Below are 18826 nucleotides of genomic sequence, written 5' to 3'. Positions count from 1 at the left end.
TCTTTATAAGAAAGGCACAAACATCTTAACGTTTATGCCTCTAAATTTTCTATTGACTGGTAATTCGTTGAAGCTCATTATCGATTTGATCAACAGCTTCTTCCGGTGTAATGGTATTTGATAAAACACCTGAAATATTAGACTGAAGAACCAGTGATACTTTTGGATAATCAGGGCTGATTGGACGAGCAGTTGTCCCTTGGAATACCTCTGATAAGCTTGCTAAAAATGGATTGTTCTCTTGTAATCCTTCATCTTCTAATGCAGCTGGTCTAGTTGGGCTAAATGCCATTTTGTCGGCAAAGTAAAGTTGATTCTCTTTGCTAGATAAGAAATTTGAAAACTTAATAGATGCTTCCTTATTTTTAGAATTACTAGAAACCATAAACTGATAGCCACCCATTGTAGAAGAGCTGCTTTTCCCATCAAACGATGGTAGTGGGGCTACTCCAACTTTGCCCGCTACTTTTGATTGTTCTTCATTTTGTGCAACAGACCAAACATATGACCAGTTTCTATGGAAAATCGCATTACCATCTGTAAAGACTGTTCGACTAGGTTCTTCATCAAACGTTAAAATGGACTTAGGTGAATCTCCGTCATTAATAAGGCCTTGCATAAGGTTAAGCGCTTTCAAAAATTCCGGACCAGTTACATTTGGTTTTCCTTCACTATCAAGGATAGAGCCTCCAGCACTTCCTAAAAACTCTACAAAGTCACAAACAAGAACTTCAGCTTGTTTTGCCTGCCAGACAAATTTCTCTAGATCTTTATTGTTTTCTCCATTCTTAATTTTCTCTGCTGTTTCTAGCATTTCATCCCATGTTTTTGGTACAGGTAGATCATATTTTTCCAGTAGATCTTGTCGGTAATAAAGCATCCCACCATCCACATACCAAGGAACTGCCATTAACTCCCCATTATAAGTAAGTGCATCAATAACACCAGGATAGTAGTCGGCCTTATTTACATAGCTATCCACAGGCTCTGTCCATCCTGCTGCAGCAAATTCTGGAACCCAGATTACATCTCCAGTAAAGACATCAATATCATTTTGACCCGACTGTAATGAAGTCACTAGGTATTGATGAATTTCGGTACTCTTTGCTGGTGCCGGAAGTTGAGTTAACTTAATCTTAATATCAGGGTTTTCTGCCTCGAATTTATTAATTAGTTCCGTCCACGAATCTTCTCCAAAGGTCTTAATAGCTGCGAAATTAACGGTTGTAACACCACTATCTTCACTCTCATTGGCTTTACTGCTTGTCGTAGAATCTCCAGACGAACAGGCTGTCAAAAGAATCATCATCACTACTAATAAATAGATCCCAAACTTTTTCATCTTTTCCCCTCCATCAGAAATATATTAGGATAAAGCTCAATTTTACAGTCAATACTTTCGTGATGTAGTTATTCTTTTTACCTTACTAACCAGTTTTCATGCTTAGATAATTCCAAATTAGTTGAAAACCCTTGTATAGTGGAAAGTAGAAAATAAAATCCAAGATTCTAATAATCTTAAGAATAAAATCTCTATAACAGACTATTTGACTAGTAGAATCATTGGATTACTTTTATTAATAGGGATAGTTATTGATATAAGTCACTAGTTACTTTTTCTTGAATTGGCTGCTTTTTTCCTTCTCGATCATACAAGCCTGATTTTCCTACTGAATTAAAGAGGTTCATTTTATAATTAATTACCTTACGTGCTTCAATGATGCATTCTGGATAAATTACATTCGGATCCCAATATTCGGTTGTGCTCAAAATCTCACGGGCTTTAGCAAAATATGCGTACTTCATATCACTAGATATATTAATTTTACTAACCCCAAATTGGATTGATTGAGCGACTTCGTTGTCTGGATTTGATGAACCTCCATGAAGTACTAATGGAATATCAACAAGATGACTTATTTCTTCCAATATACCCATTTGTAATTCTGGCTTTATATCCTTGGGATATATACCATGAGCTGTACCAATAGCCACAGCCAATGTATCGACACCTGTTCGTGTCACAAAGTCCCTTGCTTGACTTGGATCGGTATATGTAACTTTTGAGACACCACCTTCAGCGGAGTTACCAGTGCTACCAATAGTACCTAACTCTCCTTCTATCGAAACCCCAACAGCATGTGCAATTTCAGCCGCTTTTTTAGAGAGCTCTACATTTTCTTCATAAGGAAGTAACGATCCATCAATCATAACCGATGTGAAACCACAACGAATTGCCTGCATGATATCTTTAATTGAGCCGCCGTGATCTAAGTGAAGGACAAAAGGGACATTACTTTTATACACGCGATGTCTTACATAGGAGAAAAACTCTTCAGTCAAGAATTCTAATTCAGTCGGATGAATCGCTATTATTGCTGGTGAATCTAGGTTTTCTGCTTCTTCAACCACTGCTCGCAAGAACGAACTATCTGCCACATTAAATGCTCCCACTGCAAACTTATTCTCTTTCGCAACAGTAAGTAACTCTTTCATTGTTATCAACATATTAAATCCATCCCCTTAATTAATTAAGAATTTAGGTATAACCTCGGTTTGTATACGCTTACATTTGACTTGAGAATACATGATGATGAATCACTTTTAAAGGTATAATCATTTACATTTAAAATGTCAGTTCAGTTTAAACCTCTACAAAGTTAATCATACCTCCCCTGGTATTACTCAATTGGTACATGCTTGGAGTTAACAATCTGATCCTGTAACAATACAGAATTTGTTCTATTTCTTTAAAATCCAAGAAATAAAGTTTCATCACTCCATCAAGAAATTAAACTTCTTGCGTTTGTTCCCTGAGTAAATTTAATTTCTTAACTTAACTATAGTTAATGATATTTAGAAAATCAAGTAGTTTTTTAAATAATCTGAATTAAATAAATAATCATTTTATTACTATTATTTTTTGTTTTCCTCATTTCTTTTTTTTAATATTAAATTCAAACTGGAATTAAATTAATTTAAGTTAAAGAAGTGTCCAAAAAAGCGAACCCTCCTAGATCATGGGGTTCGCTTTTGGTTTTTATCGAGTTTTATTCACTCCGTTGATAAATTAACGTTATAACTATCAGTCTTACATGGAACGATTAAAATAAAAAGTGCCTGTCACTGCCCGAAGTAAGTCGATAAGTTTACGACAATTCCGGGTGGTGCACAGGCACGGGAACATTATATGTATCATTCACTTTATTAAAATAAACTATATCAAATATTATAACAGAAACACTTCGGCCCTCCATTATAAGGTCTTCAAACATTTTTTCATAAAAATGTTCGATTAAAGATCTGTGTTAAGCCATCTATGCTTGCAAGTTGCTTTAACTTTTCCTGCATATAGACTCTTTCCGTTACATCTTCAAATGTATTAATCTTTCTTATATCTATGTCGCTTTTATTCCGAATAAATGAAAATCAGATATGATAGTGCATCATTGCTCCATCTACACCCATCTCATAATCGCATTCCTGCTGTTGACTGATAATTGCACCTAGTTGCTCGTTCTCAGCGATCACATCTTCAATTGATCTTCCAATAACGTGGGTTGATAACTTTGGGATAACATTCAGTACCGCATGATTGTAATCAACAATCGCACCATTTTAATTTAAATCGCCCTTATCGGAACCCAAAAATCAGTAAATCCATTCTCTATCGAATACTCATAAAGCTCTTTAAGTTTTTTGTTCGTATATACTTGCATATCATCTCTTTGAAGAACTTTAGGGCTGGATAGTAGCTGTTCATTGCGATCAATAAGTGCACTAAGATAAACGTCTTTTGCTAATTTATCATTTTTAGATAAATTGCATGTAACACAAGAAATAACGAGATTCCATAATTGATCTGCTTGAACAAAGCTCCACGGTATAAAATGATCGAGATGAACTTGATTTTTAGCCTTGATTGATTTTCCACAATAGAAACAACTATTATCATAAATCGCTGCTAAAACTTGATAGAATGGAGCCAGAGATGATCGTTTTGACACATTCTCAACTTTAATTAAGATATTGGTCGTATTTCCTTGGTCATTAAACTTTTCTAAAAACAAAGCCAATTGGTAGTTAGTTAGATAAGTTAAGACACGTTGAAATCGTTGCATAAACGCATAATAAGATGGATTTATTTTAATTATGTCCTTCTTATTGTCGAAGTCATAAATTGTGTGTCCAGTATCACCATAAATGGCTCCCATTACATTCAGCTTACACTTACTCTTGACTCTGTTAATAATCTTAAGCTGTAGCTCATCTGAGAGCTTATCAAAAACCAGTGAATTAGGAACCGAATTCTCATCCTTCACCTTTAGTAAAATGGTTTGAACTTCGGCTTTCTTGCCAATCATGTTAATCTGGTTTAGATCATGGTGTATAACCAAATTCCAGTATATTCTTGCGAAGCTACTGAACAGTTGAAAATAATTTAGTTCGAGCTTTGCATTCACATTGTACAGATTTTCTAACAAAGACTTTATTAGTACAAATTTATATGTAGTTGAATTCTTAGATTTGGATGAAAAGATATAATTAAAATGTCCCCATATCTCTTTTTCTGTAAGATAGGAAGCTTTCATTTCACCCACTTGAAGTTTATGGCTCATAGTTCCCCCCTGGAGCGGTCTTTTAGGTCATTTTCAATCTTCAACTTCTATTAAGAAGATCTTTTCTTGAAACCCACCTCTAGTAGCAGCTTTTTCCTGACGAATCTTCTCTATTTCTTCTAGTGATGAACCGTGAGTGGCAGCGAGTGCAGAAAGTACTTCAAGTAGGTCTGCAAGTTCCTCTAAAGCCTCTTCATTATTTGCCGCATTATCATACTCATCTAGCTCTTCGAGTCTCTTTTTCTTAAGTTCTTTTATGTATTGTTCTTTGTCTAATTGAATTACAGAAAATTTTTTCCCAGTTGATTCAATGATTTTCGGTATTTTATCGCGAACGAGTTTGTTGTAAATGGGCATGATTTTTATTCTCCTAATAATGATTAACCCCTATTTTTTAGAGAGTTATGCTAGATTAAACTATAATTGATTGCTTGAATATGATCCTTTATTGGTTTATTATAACAGTAAAAACATATACTAAAAAGACGATTGGTGCTTGAATACCGACCGTCTTCCTTGTTTCAGATACTCCGAGATTTAAAAGTGTGATGACCGAGGCAGTTAAACATGGACTAGTTCACTTCCCTCATTGCCAAATGTCAGGGTGGGCTAGTCTTTTCGTTGTTTTTGCTTAAATGATAATTTAAATAATTCAATAGTGTTTATTTTATTTACTAACTCCAGGCCTTTTTAATAAAAATGGAATGAATGAGTCAAAATGTAATATTGATATTTTGAAAACTTTTAACTCTAATTCTTGTTACAATGCTAATTCAATAATTCATGAACAGCGGGGGGAAATTAAAATGAAAGATGATTTTACAAAATGGGTTGAGTTTGGGAAAGAACTTGAAAAAGAAGGGGTAACTATAATTGAAGTTAAAAAGATGATTAGTGCTTACAGAATTATTGATAGTGTTATGAATGGTTTAAATAAATTGGAGTCCGACGTTATAAAAAAATAAAAGCAAATACTAAAGATAAAAGAAAACAACCGAGAAAGCAACTTGGTGAAGTAATAAAAAAGACAAAAAAAGATTGCATATAGCAATCTTTCAGCTTGTAGACAAAGTCTATGAAATAGACCCTGTCTACAAGCTTTTTTTGTATATTAAAGATGAAATGAACATTTTGTGGGGGATTGTCATGTTATCAAAACACTTAGAAGATGGTAGAAATAAAATTGAAATGGTCGCAACTAGATCAATTAGTGGTGAAATCAAAATAAAGTTCTGTATGCCAAGCGTAAAGAATCAATTGAAAGAGTTTTTGCTGATGCAAAAGAAAAGCATGGTATGCTTTGGATGACTCTTAGAGGTCATAAAAAAGTTTCAATGCACTCGATGCTTACTTTTGCTGCCATGAACCTAAATGGCAAATTGGACATGGGGCTTACGCCATGTCTAAATTAATTTATAAGAATTTTATCTATAAATAGCACAAACCCCTCTTTAAACCTGCAGTTTAAGGAGGGGTTTGTCGACGGTCTGAAAGATTGCATATAGCAATCTTATTTTTATTCATTTGAAACTGAGAACTCTAGTTGTCCATTATTTTGTTTCATAGGAATTGAATCTTGATTTGCAATTTGCTCACTTCCGAATTGGCCAATAAGGCTCTTAGCAATGTGCCACATTACTACTGGTGCAATTGCGTTGCCGATTTGACGATATGCATCAGCTTCTGAACCTACAAATTCAAAGGAGTCAGGAAAAGATTGAATCCGTGCTGCTTCTCTTGGTGTAAATCTTCTGTAAAGTTCCTTTTCTGGATCAACCAACAACACAGGATCTCTTGAATTTAAGCTGACCTTTGCTAGATGGCTCGTAATTGTAAGACAAGGCCCATTTAGATCTTGATATAAGCCTCGCTTCATATTATTTTTCGCCCTCTTCATACCATCAACCGCACGTTGTGAAAAATAATACTTTGGATTTTCAGGAACAAGACTATCAATCACTTTATTTAAAGGTTCCCACTTATACTTATTGTCTTCGTCTAATTGTGAGTGAGTTACTTGAGGAAAAAAATATCCCCTCTTTAGATCCTTTCTAACTCCTACAATAAACACTCTTTCTCTCTTCTGTGGAACTCCAAAATCAGCAGAATTAATTAATCTATGAGAAATAATATAGCCGGCCTTTTCAAATTCCTCAGACACGCGTTTAAATATTGCTCCTTTTTTTAGGGTCAAAAAACCTTTAACATTTTCTGCGATAAAAAATTTAGGCTTGGTTTCGGTAAGAACTCTTACCATATCACGATACAAGTTTGCACGGTCATCATAAGGATCTTTTGTTGGATTAACTGTACTGAAGGATTGACAAGGAAATCCACCTAAAAGCACGTCAAAATTAGCAGGAAGTTCCTTTGTATCAAGCTCTCGTACATCTTTGCAAATAATATGTCTTGAACCGAAATTTTCAGAATAAGTATTTAAAGCTTTTTTATCAATATCGTTTGCTAAAACAATATTAAAAGGAAGAGCTTCGTAATATTTGCCTAGAAATTCGAACCCGCCTTGTATTCCTAAATCACCGCCACCACAACCGGCAAACAATGAAACTACTTTCAAATCAAATACCTCCTAACTGCTTAAAACTGAATCAATACTCGAGTTGGTAAAGTCTAAACGGTAATTTATTGGTTTACATCTTATAGTTCCTTCTTCATCTTTTGTATATGGGTCATTTATAGTAAAAATAGTTACGTTCTCCGGGGTTAAATACACCCTGTATATTGAATAATACTTTCTGTGTTGAGCAGCTGCAACCCATTCATTTCTAGTAAGGTTAACTGTATCTATCCAACTTGGATCTCTAGGATCTGGTACTGTAACCCTTTTTGTTGTCTTGACCTCGATATATTTAACAAACTCGGAATATTCACCTGGTTCAGCGATCACTGATTGAATATCGAAACCCAATCCTCTAGTCTTACCAAGATATATTACTTTTCTTACTAAACGATGATCAAAAGAAGAAACACGATTCTTTTCAAATTGAAGAACAAAGTTTTCCCCTTCTTCTCCTATTAAATTTGTGTCCACAATAACACTAGTACCATTACCACTAGGTTGAACTTTAATATTCAGAGAATCTACAGATGTAGTGAATTTCAATTCCTTATTTAAACTAGAATAAAATAATTGCCAATCGAAATAAAATTGTTTCCGTTGGACGGAATCTTTTAAATTATAACCGCCCACATTAAATTCTGGATCCTTATTCCAATAGTCAGACATAAAACTTATTGTCTCATTTTCCCTATGGTTCAAAGAAATTATCTTGTTATCAATTCTTATTAAATTTGCTAATTCAAGATAATTCAGTTGTTCATTAATATGTTGCATCGAATAAGATGAAGCCTTTCCAGTTACTGTAACCTTTTTTTTGATTCCAGCATTGCGATCTGAAGTAATAAAATCGAGTACAACCGATGGATCAACTCTCCCACTTAGCACATCTAAAGAATTTAATACATAATAGCCAATTTCATCCTTAGTTAATCTTAAACCTCTTTGCTCACTTAATACTAAGAGTTTTAAAATGTATGGAAATTGCCTAATAGATACACCGTTACTAAACTTTTCTATTACATTTTCACTTTTATCCATTCCATTAGGAAATTGAAATTTAAAACAAATGTCTTTAAAAAAAGCAGGTTGATCAGAATCTTCCAGATACTTTTCGGTTCTATCTGATGAAATAATTGTACCGTGAACATCCTCGTAATACATTCCAAAAAACTTACCAGCAATTTCAGTCCTATGGTTGTTTAATGTTTTTTCGACACTTTCACCTAGTATTTCTGATAATCTTTCGTTAAACTGTAACGCAAATTGATCTTTTGGACTGGGACAAATATCCGAAATGATCTTGGCATATGCAGGAAGTAAATTATCAAGAGCGTTTTTAGCTTTTCCTCGAATTATGGTGCATCTAAACTGTCTGGCAGGATTGTATGTCATTATTGATAGCCTCCATTTCCAATAGTTCCATTACCTTATTGGCTAGAGCTTTTGAAAGTAGTGGAGGAACCGCATTCCCAACTTGTTTTAACTGGCTTGTTTTTGTGCCTTTGAAAATAAAGTCATCAGGGAAGGATTGGATTCTAGCAGATTCCCGACAAGTTGGAACCCTATTAGCTAAATAATGAAAGTGATGGTTATGTCCTGTGTCTATTGTAAAACACGGTTTTTTACTATCCATTCTTGTCCAAGCAATATTAACTTTTCTTGTCTCCCATAATTCTTTTGGCAGGTCTTTGTAATTTCCGCCATCTGGAACCATTGCAATAATGTTTCTAGTTTGTTCTTTATGAATAGTAGGAATGTGGTTAAATATTGCATTACTTTTTTCTCTCATCAATTTCTGGTATTCATTACTTGGAGTAATTGAATAAGGCATCGAATCTTCAACTTGTTCATTATCATTATAAAGAGGAAGATCATCAATAGCTTCCTTACTTGTTATATATGGTCTAGTTCCATCAGGACCATGTGTAGGTTGAGGGAACTCAAAGTAATCAAAAGGAAATGGAAAAAGATCTTTTCTTAACCCAACGAAAAAAACCCTTTTCCTTGTTTGGGGTACACCATAGTCAGCCGCAGTTAGTATTTTGTAAGAAACATTATATCCAACCTTTTCAAACTCCTGTAAAATCTGATCTTTTGCCAATCCCTTAAAAAGCCTCACTAAACCAGGAACATTTTCCATAACAAAAATCTTTGGCTTTATATAATCAACCGTATTTACAAAGGCTTGATATAATTTATTCCTTGGGTCGTTAATTTCCCGCTTTCCAGAAAGAGAAAAACCCTGACAAGGTGGACCCCCAATAATTACCGAAATATCTTCCTTTTTCAATCCCACCCTGGACAATAAATCTTCAGGGCTAACTTCGGATAAATCAGCTTCCAAAGTTTCTGTATTTTGGTGATTTTCTTTATATGTTCTCAAGGCATCACTCCATATATCTACTCCTAAAGAAACATTAAACCCAGCTTGTTCAAATCCTAAAGAAAATCCGCCACAACCAGAAAAGAGATCTAGTATATTATGCTTTTTATCTACCATTAATAATCACCTATTAGTATTATAGTATAGAAATGTATTTTCCATTATATCATAGCTTTATCTTCAATCTGTATCGTATTTACTTATATACGAAAATACGTTCGTGAAGTCAATTATAACTTATTATTTGTCATTTAGACATATGATTTTTTAATGCAATTACTGGCAAGCATAAAAGGATAGAAATTTTCCGCCCATTGGATACTTAAGTATACTCTATTAATATTAGTAATCATTTAGATAATAAAAATCCGGAATATCAAACTTTTTATAATAGATAGGCTATTATTTTCCCATCTTTATTTTACGAGACACAACGAGTCTATAAGGGTTGTATGGCTGAAAGTATTCTTTTTTGTAAGAACTATTACTTTGCAAAAAACATATAGAATAGGTGATACAATTTAAAAGTTCTATACCTAATGACTATGAAGACCTTACCATTAAAATAAAACAAGGCTATTGAGTTTATCAAATCAAAAAAATACAAGAATAGATCTAACAATTTGTTTTTCTGCCTTGGCGTATTTCAGCCCCAGGCATTCTTTTTTATTAAATGTATAATAATAAATAAAAAGGAAGAGAGAGATCTAATTATAAATTAATTGTTTATTTTTGATAATAAACCAAATTCCAAATTACTATAAGGGTTTATTTCATTTTCTATTTGTATTGAGTTTTTCTCAGTGATTTGCGTATACCAAAGCTTTTTTGTGTCTTTTTCTTTTTTATAAATAAAGGGCTTCGCTATCGCTCCACCCTCCTGTGAAGAAGGGTTATAAAGCGACCCTGCTTTGTTAAAACCATAACTTGTTCTTTAAAAACTATATAGTGTATCCCGATTTCAAACATCAATTACAAGTTTTGTAATGATCACAAATGCTTATGTTCCAATGGTTTATACTGGTTTTACATATCTACACTTACAAGTGATTACAAGTTTTTTGTACATTTGTCATCTTAATGATTACTACTGCCACAAGTGTCTCCCTAACGTAAATTACAAAATTACAAGTTACAAATGCTTTATGTACATAAATATATAACATTATAGAAATTGTATTTCTGTATTTCTTTTTTTAAATATATATATACAATAAACTTGTAATTTTGTAATTAAATAGACTTGAACCTATACGCACCAACGGATTGAGCAATTACAAATCCAATTACAAGTTGACAAATATTTGTAATTAAATGCCGTTCATCCCTTGTGTATCTTGATTTCTGAGGGAGTAGATATTGTCAAGGTATCAACTCGACTGGGGCACGCCAACTCAAAAATCACGTTGGAAATTTACGCCCATAAAATGCCTAATAATGATAATGAAGTGGCTGACATCTTCCACAATGCAGTTAATAAAGTATGTTAGCAAAATGTTAGCAATTCAAACTTCTGAAGGAAACAAAGGAAAGAAAAACTAAAAAAGGCTGTAACCCTTGATGTATCAAGGATTTCAGCCTCTCGAGTTTGATGACCAGTGAGGGATTCGAATCCACGACCCCTTCCCTGTCAATTTTCTAACCTATTTGTTATACATTGTTTTTGCATAAATAGAGTCTATTATGTCCAGTAATTCGGGGTTGCAATGTTTATTTATGCAAAGATAGTCTATTAATTCAATTGTAATAAATATTTATTGAGATGAAGGTAGGGTGTGTTCTATTTCACTCAATTCACCCACACACTCGGTATGTCTGGAATGCTGAATATAGACAAAATGTAAGTAACGATGTAGTTGGTGTTCACCTTAATAACACCTTGCAATAATCAAAAGATTTAAATAACCGCCATCCCAGTAACGAACCTAATTTGCCGAGCATTGATAGCTGGTTTTAATAGGAATGATACTGCGGTAATGCACTCATTCGATCCACAAATGCTTATTAATACTTTTGACACAAATATAAACATGCAAATTAAATCCTAATTCTTATTGGGTCTTTCAGTTTCTTGAAACCGAATGACGAAATTCCGGTTCTCTACATTGAAACGTGGGTTTTGGTTAAAAGATTCTTCTCGTGCATATTTAAAAAGCCCGGGTATACGCCGAATCCTACAATCCTCCGAGTAGACATTCAGTACAAAAAAAACTTCATAGGCGTCTTTCTTCAGTTCACCAAAGGTCACTTCTTCCTTGCTAATATGGAATAACATATCATGACCCGTGCTAGACTTAACTTCCACGTATTTCAATTGGCCCCTTTTATTCATATAACGCAGATCGTGTTTCTCTCCATCGTTCCCGTATTCGTTGACTTTGGCTCTGCGAGCGTTCTCAGATACCCACTCGACGTTTTCCTTGCCATATTCCTTACAGAGAGCCAAATATACGTGAGCCTCTCCGAGAAATCCAGTTTTATCTTTAGCCGCTTGGTTAGGATTAGGGGAAACTCTGCTATTTTGTCCATTTCTTTTAGAACTTCCATTAGGTGTCTTCTCGATTTTTGATGTTCTCATCGTCGTAATACGTTTGTCAAGAGATACCTGCTGAACCTTCTTGAACAAAACCGAGTAACCGTCAGATGTTTCTTCCATCGCTCCTGATGATGAAGTTGTGTTGGATGACGTTTCACCGGAAGTGCTTGAATTTGCCGACTTAATAGAACGAAGATAGTCGTTTACTAGATCGGTTACTCGGTCGAAATATAGGAGGCTTCCTACCTCGGGTTTCCCCACGAAATCTTCGAATTGAGCATTGGTCACGTTGTACTTTTGGAGTTCATTAAATAAGGTCTGCTCATTACTAAAATAAATGGATTGCAGATCGATTCGTTTAGTTTCTTCAAGCTTGATGAGTTTAATTGCAAATTGTTCCGACAGGAAAGTTGCAAACATTGAGTGAACATCATAATTAACTGAGTTATGAATTTTGAAATCCTCGAAGTAGGCATATCGGTCCCTTAACTCGATGAAACGTCGCTGTTCTTGCTCTTCAATTGTAATCAGTCGTTTGTATAGGAGCGAAAGAAAGATTCCACTGTACTCCATCTTTAACCGATCAAGCTCTGTCCGATAGTAACTGGTTAAGTCGGCTTCAATCGTTGCATACGCATTGAAATCTGCCGTATCAATGCCAATAACGAGCAATAGAGGAATCAGTAGCGGAGCACTATTTTCCGAACCCGGTTCCTCGTAGTCGAGTTTCGGCCATATCTGATGAAGATATTCGAGGTCAAGTTTAAACGCGACGGCCACCGAAAAGATGAATGTGTCTTCGCTCTCGAAGTCTAAAGCCGTAATGTTTACCTTGGCAGCACGAAGCATAGCCATCCAAAAATTGCGTGTAGGATCTGTCGTAATCCCCAAATAGGTCCTAGCCTTCTGAAGCTTGCTTAACTGCTCGTCGTCTAGCTCCCGCCGTAGAAGCTCTTCACGCTGTGCTGTTTTCTTGGAAAACAACTCACGGTAGTCTTTGCGGTTTTCTTCCACTCTGAGTACTCCTGCTAAAATCTCGGCGATGGCCTCATTGAACAGGAAATTCTCCCGAAGGTCATTGATATGGTTATGCTCGTCCTTCGGTAACTTCAGATAGATATGGTAACCCTTTTCCAGGGCGATATACTCGTAATCTTTAATAAAGAAAGTATATTCCTGATTTAGATGAACGTAAGAAGCACGGATATCTGTACAAATAGAAATACGTAGCTTCTTGATTCGATTGAGTTCGTTATGTTTGTTATCCTTATCGAGACGATATGCATAGACGAACGGCTTAAAGGCTTCAAGATCAAGCTGGAATTTTTCGTTTAAATGATGTATCTCGGGTTGGTCGGTTAATTTGAACCGAAGGCCAACCAGAGGCTGGACGCCCAGTAAGTTTCTAACCAGCTGATTGCCGGACCTTCGTTCAAGGTCAAGTACCGGGAATTTATTCATGATATCCTCAGAAAAGGTGCGATTCTCTACATAAAAGGCTTCCGAGACAGGACAGTACGTTTTCTCCCCTTTAAGGTTGACGAGCACCTTACCTTCTTCCATAAAGCGGACATAAGTTGGACTCTTCTCATCGACCTTGGACTTACTCATTATGATTTGTTTATAAATACCCCTTGCTTTAGTTCCTTGGGGATCAATATCGGGAAGTTTCAAGAGTATCCTATAGATCGTCTCCGTCGTTAAATTCCGAAAATCATGGCCAATCCCGAGCTTTAGCAAAAGTGCTTCCACTTCTTCTGCTAAGATGTTAGCCGTGGACAATGGCTCCCGATAAACGTCAAATGCCGGAACTTCGATTAATGGAGAAAAGTCGGAACCAAACGTCTTTGATAAGCAGCAGAAATGTGTATCAACCTTTTCCCCTCTTACATTCTCAATCCAGCGACTCGTTTGTAATTTCCATAAAAAGTAGGATTTCATCTGGTCAGCCCTTAGACGCCGGGGGTTACGCTTATTTTGAATGGGGACATTGACATGCGAGCCGCTGTCCAACTCCTTACCTTCCATTATTAACTCTCGTGCGTGCGGGTCTTTAAGGAGCCAAATCAAAATCGACGCAAATGGAGCCTTGGCTAGAATGTCGTCTAACCGGTCTACGGTTTCCACTTGCATCACACTACGTCCGGACTTAACGCTCCAGAGATCGTCGAAGTAAGGAAACATCTCTCCTTCAAGTGTGATCGGATAGGGAATATTTTGGTACAAATTCCGTTCATATTCCGCTTCCCGCAAGCGCTTTTTAGAAAATCGAGGATATTCGGCTACTCCGATCCATGACAAAAATCGCTTGAGCTCTAACTCATTATGTTGCTCTAGCCCCAGTGTCTTGGGAGACCCTATGAAGAGACCTTTGTCGACAGGCCCTAACAACTGCTCAGTGATACTCCCGTCGTACTCCCTTCCAAAATAAAGTTCGCTGGTATTAATGACTTTCCGAAAACGGTTCAGCAATGGTACGTTGACTCCCGAAGGGAATGTCTCGTTGTTCTTTCGAGTTTGGTAGAGATTATACAGAAAGGTAAGAAGTTCGCTAATGTAGATTTTCTTTTTAGATTTCTCGTTGAGAGCAAATACCCTGGTCTGGGCGACAGCTTTACGAAGAACGCTTTCAAAGTTATATTCCTGAACATCAAATACTGCCAACGTATAAGCAAGGGCACGGGCGCCCGGAACGTTGCACTCCTTTAGCAAAGCTTTATATAAACCTTCGTGTAAAAATCGAATATTGACATAGCTCGGCACTTGTAGTTGACGATTCTCTGGTGGAAGGAATAGTTCAGCGTCAGCGGCAACCTGTTCTCCATGCTGATCGATAAAGATGCGCAGTAACTTCCTGTTTTCTTCATCTTCAAATCGGTTCTTGTAATCCTGGAGAAGATAGTGGATGCATTTGGCTCTATGCTCCATCTTCCATTGCTTTGACACTTTGCTTAGTACTGAGAACATGTACTTTGCATCATACCTGAATAGTTTCAACTGTCCTATTAACATCAGAAGATTCTCATCGTCTGTGTACAACGTCAATCCAGGAAAATTCTCTACGGGAAGGAATTCTGCATAGGGATTTTGGTAGAATACAGGCTTATCTTTATAAGATACGTATTCACCAGTAATAACGGGAAATAGCTTGTTCTCCTTAATTTTTTGAATCAGTTTCTGATCGAATTTCATGTTGATAAGGTTCTGGTCCATATTCTCGTCAAAGGCTAGAAGCTTCAAAGCATCCCAGGAAACGATCGTCGAGCTGTCGGCAATTTCTAGGGCGGTATCAATCATCAACTGGATTAGTTCATCTAGTACGTGAGCATTGGCTGGCGATTCGGTTAAATGGTTTCTGTTTCCGGTTAATTCGAATGTGCCGTGCATGACGGCTGGGAAGGGTAGTCTTACATTAGTTTTAAAAAAGGAATAAAGTAAATGGTTATGATCATCCAACTCCTCAGAATACGCTAATTTCACCTCATAATTTTTATTATCGTAAACTCCTGTTCGCTTACGCAACTTCCAAGTCTTCTCCCGGATAATAGTGCCGTCTTCTTCCAACATAATATGTACTTGACCATTCACTAGTATTTTTTTAGTTATCACAATATTTCGGTCAGCGCTTCGAATGATGATACGCTCTAAATGTTGAAGGAAAAGCAGGACTTCCATCTCAATGTTGTTGATTTGCTCTTGTATATCCACTTTCACTTCTTCTTTTATGGACAATACAATGTACGTGTCATAAAGGTTAAACCGTTCGTAGTCATTAGGATTCCATTGAGGTGTAAGCAAAGTCGCAATTGGGTGTGGTTCGTTCGTTTTGCTTGAGAGCAAGTGCAGGATCTCGGGATGCTCGTCCACGAGACGTTCCAAGTAGGTTATTGCATTGGCACGAGAGAACTCAATGGACAATCCTTCGCTTTTGATATAGATGCTGTTCGCCCAGCTAAGCACGGAGCGGAAACCCGTACCTTTGTGGCCAATCTTGTTCTGTTGCGTTGACTTAGGGCTAAGATAGGAATACAGTAACGATTGTACGCCGCCCTCCGAGAAAGGGTTGCCATTGTTTGCGATTATAAGGTGTGTATCTGTCAATTCGATATAGGCGGTCTTGTCGATGGCACTTTCCGACTCGTCGTCTGCATTCTGCAGCATCTCTAGTAGCTGTCGCCCGTTATAATCTTTCATTTTTTCGACTTCGTTGTTATAGTCACTGACGATGCGCGCGGGTGTTTGGATGTATGTATGTCTAATATTCTTGAGCTCATGATCAATGAAATTTTTCATCACAAGCAATTTATCATTACGCTGATCAATCATTATATCATTTTCCTCCTTTTATTATTTTAGTTTTAACATGACCCATATAATGTTTCTTAGAGATCTCTCATTATCGTTTTTATATTTCTGTTAAAGATAGGCTTCTTCTTTAGAATGCTTTTTTTCAACTTCCATTCTGCCATTCTCCTCGTTTTACAATTACTCGTACTATTCGACTCAATATGACAGTATCCTGCTAATTTATATTATAAGTTTTGGTGCCTGTCACCACCCGAAGCTTGTCAAATAGTGTCGATAGCATTTGTGCCTTATAATCACTTGAAAAAAAATAAAAAGCGAAAAAACCTTAAAAAGGTTACTCGCTTTTTTTGTGGCTCTTTAAGAAATAAGTATGTCTAATCATTCATTCCTTTCAACCCATCGCAATACACCTCTAAGCTCCCGTGATTTCCCAAAAAATCCATCCACTAGCCTCGTAACCTCATAACAAGCCTCCACATCCAACGTTTCACTATCAGTATGTTCATTCCTATATCCTGCTGTAAGATTCACACTTTGGATTCCACTTTCCGCCCATATCCTTGTATCACTACTTCCTCCAGCAGTACATCCCCAGTTAACCAGCCCTTCTTCCACTGCAACATCCTCAATAAACTCCCCATACGCTATGTCACAAAATGGGCTATACCCTCCAAAAGAAGTAACTATGTCACTGCTTCCGCGACGATCAACGACGATGGCTGCGTCTGTTCCCCAAAGGAAGTATGGATCTAAATTTCTAGCTCCTACAAGGCCACATTCCTCTTCGGTGAATGCCATTTTCTGAATCAAAAAAATGGCGTCTATTTTCATCATAAACTTGGTTAATCTCTACTTGTAAAAAAAGGAAAATACAGTAAGTGTATTCGAGTTACCTTAAAACTTGAAAAAAGAATTTGACATTGTACGCTAAACGATAAAAAAGCACCAGAAACGTTGATAACGTTCTGATGCGATATATGAAGGTATAGGAGCTCCAATAATTTGTTAAATAACATTGGTTAAAAGCTTTTTGTGTTCTTTAAGAATATTTTCTCCTACTAAAGTAATTTCCTTAGAGGATTCCTTTGAAGAAACCACAACATCATCTTCGATAAAGATTCCTGGACCAACTACTGCTTTTTCAATGACTACATTTTCCCCAATTACTGCATTTGGTAAAATGACAGAATCCTTAATAATTGATCCTTTGCCTACCTTTACTCCGCTAAAAAGAACAGAGTTTTCAACAGTTCCATAAATTTCGCACCCTTCACTGATAAGTGCCTGTGTAATTGTAGCATCGAGATCAAGATATTGAGGTGGGTGAGTTTGCTCAACCGTATAAACTTTCCACTCTTTATCATTTAGGAGAATATTGGTATCCTTTTTGAGTAAATCCATATTTGCTTCCCAGAAACTATCGATCGTTCCAACATCTTTCCAATACCCATTAAATTCATAGGAAAATAGTTTAAGGTTATTCATAAGCATTGCGGGGATGATATCTTTTCCAAAATCTTTCGATGAAAATTGATTTTTTTCTTCTTGTTCTAAATAGTGTTTTAGAGTCTTCCAATTAAAAATATAAATCCCCATAGAAGCTAAATTTGAGGTAGGGTTTTTCGGTTTTTCTTCAAAATCTACGATACGACCAGTATTTTCATCCGTTTTCATGAGCCCGAATCTACTTGCTTCATTCCATGGAACTTCTATCACAGAAATGGTGGCATCGGCTGATGACTTAATATGCTGCTGTAGCATTTTATTATAATCCATTTTATAAATATGATCGCCAGAAATAACAAGTACATGTTCAGGATCATATTGTTCGATTATATGACGATTTTGGTAAATAGCATGAGCAGTTCCTTCATACCATCTCTCACCGTTTTCACATTGATAGGGAGGAAGAATACTTAAACCGCCGTCTCTTCTGTTTAAGTCCCATTCTTTTCCGTCTCCAATGTAACTTTGTAAAATATGTGGGTGATATTGGGTTAACACACCTACTGTATCGATTCCAGAATTTCTGCAATTACTTAATGTAAAATCAATGATTCTATATTTCCCTCCAAAGGGAACGGCAGGTTTTGCCAAATTCTCTGTTAGGTTTTTTAATCTTGTTCCTCTTCCACCAGCCAAAAGCATTGCAATACATTGTTTTTTCAACGTTGTCCCTCCTGAAATCGTTCTCTTAACTATTTATATAATTTTTTTATAAGCGGTCCTCTTCCCACAACTTATAAAAATATTCATGCTCTTCTTCATTATCAATAAGAACTTGTTTAGTGTCCTCATCAAGATTTACGACATAAAGTAACTTTTCCACTGAAATCCTCCTCTAGGTTGTCCCGATAACATTAATCAACAGGTTTAATCTTAACAAATCTTTCATACTAAAA

General features: G+C 36.1%; 12 protein-coding genes and 1 pseudogene. 3 read left to right on the top strand and 10 right to left on the bottom strand.

The window, feature by feature from the left end; all coding sequences use genetic code 11:
• Positions 1–49: 49 nt before the first annotated feature.
• The 4 genes from ACFFIX_RS10400 to ACFFIX_RS10385 all read right to left on the bottom strand — a co-directional run bounded on the left by ACFFIX_RS10400 (position 50) and on the right by ACFFIX_RS10385 (position 4976).
• Positions 50–1342 carry an ABC transporter substrate-binding protein gene (locus ACFFIX_RS10400; RefSeq protein WP_378933519.1) on the bottom strand — a complete coding sequence of 431 codons (1293 nt, stop codon included), beginning with the start codon at positions 1340–1342 and terminating at the stop codon, positions 50–52.
• A gap of 248 nt (positions 1343–1590) precedes the next feature.
• Positions 1591–2508 carry a ketose-bisphosphate aldolase gene (locus ACFFIX_RS10395; RefSeq protein WP_378933516.1) on the bottom strand — a complete coding sequence of 306 codons (918 nt, stop codon included), beginning with the start codon at positions 2506–2508 and terminating at the stop codon, positions 1591–1593.
• A 1115-nt stretch (positions 2509–3623) separates the two neighbouring features.
• Entirely contained in the window at positions 3624–4619 is a 996-nt protein-coding gene (locus ACFFIX_RS10390; protein ID WP_378933513.1) for an HNH endonuclease, read from the bottom strand.
• A 33-nt stretch (positions 4620–4652) separates the two neighbouring features.
• Complete coding sequence (locus ACFFIX_RS10385; protein ID WP_378933510.1) at positions 4653–4976, bottom strand: pyrophosphohydrolase domain-containing protein; 324 nt, start codon at positions 4974–4976, stop codon at positions 4653–4655.
• A 449-nt stretch (positions 4977–5425) separates the two neighbouring features.
• Between ACFFIX_RS10385 and ACFFIX_RS10380 the strand changes: the two genes are divergently transcribed.
• From ACFFIX_RS10380 to ACFFIX_RS10370, 3 genes and pseudogenes are all read left to right on the top strand, one after another.
• Entirely contained in the window at positions 5426–5584 is a 159-nt protein-coding gene (locus ACFFIX_RS10380; RefSeq protein ID WP_378933507.1) for a hypothetical protein, read from the top strand.
• A gap of 73 nt (positions 5585–5657) precedes the next feature.
• A complete protein-coding gene (locus ACFFIX_RS10375) occupies positions 5658–5927 on the top strand; it encodes a hypothetical protein (protein WP_378933505.1) in 270 nt (89 codons plus the stop codon).
• A pseudogene (locus tag ACFFIX_RS10370) lies at positions 5843–6026 on the top strand (transposase); the annotation flags it as partial. The gene ACFFIX_RS10375 and the pseudogene ACFFIX_RS10370, both read left to right, overlap by 85 nt.
• A 109-nt stretch (positions 6027–6135) precedes the next feature.
• Here ACFFIX_RS10370 and ACFFIX_RS10365 read toward each other — a convergent pair.
• The 6 genes from ACFFIX_RS10365 to ACFFIX_RS10340 all read right to left on the bottom strand — a co-directional run bounded on the left by ACFFIX_RS10365 (position 6136) and on the right by ACFFIX_RS10340 (position 18593).
• Entirely contained in the window at positions 6136–7194 is a 1059-nt protein-coding gene (locus ACFFIX_RS10365) for a DNA cytosine methyltransferase (RefSeq protein ID WP_378933502.1), read from the bottom strand.
• Positions 7195–7206: 12 nt separating this feature from the next.
• Complete coding sequence (locus tag ACFFIX_RS10360) at positions 7207–8589, bottom strand: protein NO VEIN domain-containing protein (RefSeq protein ID WP_378933499.1); 1383 nt, start codon at positions 8587–8589, stop codon at positions 7207–7209.
• Entirely contained in the window at positions 8561–9697 is a 1137-nt protein-coding gene (locus tag ACFFIX_RS10355; RefSeq protein ID WP_378933497.1) for a DNA cytosine methyltransferase, read from the bottom strand. Before ACFFIX_RS10355 ends, ACFFIX_RS10360 begins: the two co-directional genes overlap by 29 nt.
• A gap of 1927 nt (positions 9698–11624) precedes the next feature.
• On the bottom strand, positions 11625–16442 hold the full coding sequence (locus ACFFIX_RS10350; protein WP_378933495.1) for a protein NO VEIN domain-containing protein: 4818 nt from the start codon (positions 16440–16442) through the stop codon (positions 11625–11627).
• A 360-nt stretch (positions 16443–16802) separates the two neighbouring features.
• A complete protein-coding gene (locus ACFFIX_RS10345) occupies positions 16803–17258 on the bottom strand; it encodes a hypothetical protein (RefSeq protein ID WP_378933492.1) in 456 nt (151 codons plus the stop codon).
• A gap of 171 nt (positions 17259–17429) precedes the next feature.
• Positions 17430–18593 (bottom strand): glucose-1-phosphate adenylyltransferase, encoded by a 1164-nt coding sequence (locus ACFFIX_RS10340; RefSeq protein WP_378933489.1) that lies wholly within the window; start codon positions 18591–18593, stop codon positions 17430–17432.
• Positions 18594–18826: the final 233 nt, after the last annotated feature.

Source organism: Metabacillus herbersteinensis, assembly GCF_042433335.1.
GTDB lineage: Bacteria > Bacillota > Bacilli > Bacillales > Bacillaceae > Metabacillus > Metabacillus herbersteinensis.
This window is presented reverse-complemented; position numbering and strand designations above follow the sequence as displayed.